Source organism: Trebonia sp., from assembly GCF_049794275.1.
Taxonomy (GTDB): Bacteria; Actinomycetota; Actinomycetes; order Streptosporangiales; family Streptosporangiaceae; genus Trebonia.
The window spans coordinates 1-1518 of the sequence record NZ_JBARCR010000788.1; the positions used below are offsets into that span (position 1 = coordinate 1).

Genomic DNA, 1518 nt, shown 5'->3' on the forward strand with positions numbered 1-1518 from the left:
TGATCGAGGCGAAATGCTCTACGACGTCGTCGATTCCCTTGTCGGCGACCGAGTCCGGATTGGCCCTGGCGAGCTCTACGGTCTCTGGCTCTCCAGGCCAGCCGGGAGCGAGAACGCGGTAGCCGGACTGCTCGAACGCAGACTCCCAGGGCCCCCATGAACTCTTGTGCAGCCAGAGGCCGTGGATGAATACGACGGGATTAGTTTTGTCAGGCATCTGGACTGGCCTTTCGTAGGTCGCTTGTCGCCCTCCAACGTATGGCGAGGGCCCTGCCGCCGGCTTCGGTCATCCGACTGCACGCTCGCGCCGGCCGGCCACTGTTCACGATGGCGCCGCCAGTGACTCCGGCGGAGAGCGAACGGCTGGGCCGCCCGCGGCTTGAGTTGCCGCCCGACCCGAGGACGACGGTCCTGGTGGACGGCGGCCCCGCCCCGGACGTCCCGCTGGGAGCGATCGCGCCGAGCGGCACGCAGCCAGCGCGCACGTTGCCCGAATGAGGCGCCACTAGAGGGCTCAGTCACGAGCCCTGCCGGGCTTAATCCCGGAGCTTGCTGAGGATGCTGGCCAGTTCGGCGCGGTCGGCCGGGCTGAGGCGGGCGAAGATGCGCCCGGCTTCTGGCCCCCGGGTGGCGCGGATCTCGGCCAGGACGTCGGCGCCGTGTTCGGTCACTTCGACCAGGGTCGCGCGCCGGTCGTCCGGGTCGGCGCGCCGCCGGACCAGGTCCCTGGCCTGGAGCGCGTCCACGACCTCGGTGGCTGTCCGAGGCGCGATCTGCAGGCGATCGGAGATCGTGGACAGCCGCATCGTCCCGTGCCTGTTCAGCATGCGCAACGCACGCAGGTGGGCCGGGGTCATGCTCCATGCCGCCAGCGTCTCGGCGGACTTCTCGCGAAGCTGCCTGGCGACGGCCCCGAGCGCCTCCGACAGCGACTCATCGCTGGCCGGGTCGGCGGGCTGACGCGCGGCACTGGCCGCTTCATCGCGCTCGGAGGTCACGGGAATACAGTACCAGGTTTTTGTGCTATACCCTCATATTGAGGTAACCTCACGAATGAGTCCACATGCTACGAAAGGCAGAAGCTCTTGGCATCACCCCAGACGAACCGGGACACTTCCCGCCGGGGCCGCGGCCCGGCCACTGTTACCGCCGCGGAAAAGGCGCAGGCACGTGACGTGTCACTGCGCCGCATCGGCATGCTGTTCAGCCCCTACCGATGGCAGCTGGCCGTCGTCTCCGCCATCATCGCGGCCTCGTCCCTGGTGGGGCTGGCTTCGCCGTTCCTGCTCCGCGCGGTGATCGACACCGCCCTGCCGGACAGGAACCTGCGCCTGCTGGCCTGGCTGGTGGGCGCGATGGTCGCGGTCGCCGCCGTCACCTCGGCGTTCGGTGTCATCCAGACCTGGATCAGCACAAAGGTCGGCCAGCACGTCATGCACGAGCTGCGCACCAGCGTCTTCACCCATCTGCAGCGGCAGTCGATCGCCTTCTTCACCCGCACCCGCACCGGCGAGGTGC

General features: G+C 68.6%; 4 protein-coding genes. 2 read left to right on the forward strand and 2 right to left on the reverse strand.

From position 1 onward, the window contains the following. Positions 1–217, reverse strand: a 217-nt coding sequence (locus WA805_RS20490) for an esterase/lipase family protein (RefSeq protein WP_425243130.1), incomplete at its 3' end; no start/stop codon positions are given. Between the two features lie 122 nt (positions 218–339). Here WA805_RS20490 and WA805_RS20495 point away from each other — a divergent pair. Beyond that, positions 340–498, forward strand: a complete 159-nt coding sequence (locus WA805_RS20495; protein ID WP_422274935.1) for a hypothetical protein — start codon at positions 340–342, stop codon at positions 496–498. Between the two features lie 38 nt (positions 499–536). On the opposite strand, the gene WA805_RS20500 is transcribed toward WA805_RS20495, so the two are convergent. Then, positions 537–998: a MarR family winged helix-turn-helix transcriptional regulator gene (locus tag WA805_RS20500; RefSeq protein WP_422287005.1), complete on the reverse strand. Its 462-nt coding sequence runs from the start codon at positions 996–998 to the stop codon at positions 537–539. 87 nt (positions 999–1085) lie between these two features. Here WA805_RS20500 and WA805_RS20505 point away from each other — a divergent pair. Continuing rightward, a partial coding sequence (locus tag WA805_RS20505) for an ABC transporter transmembrane domain-containing protein (RefSeq protein ID WP_425243131.1) occupies positions 1086–1518 on the forward strand: 433 nt, incomplete at its 3' end.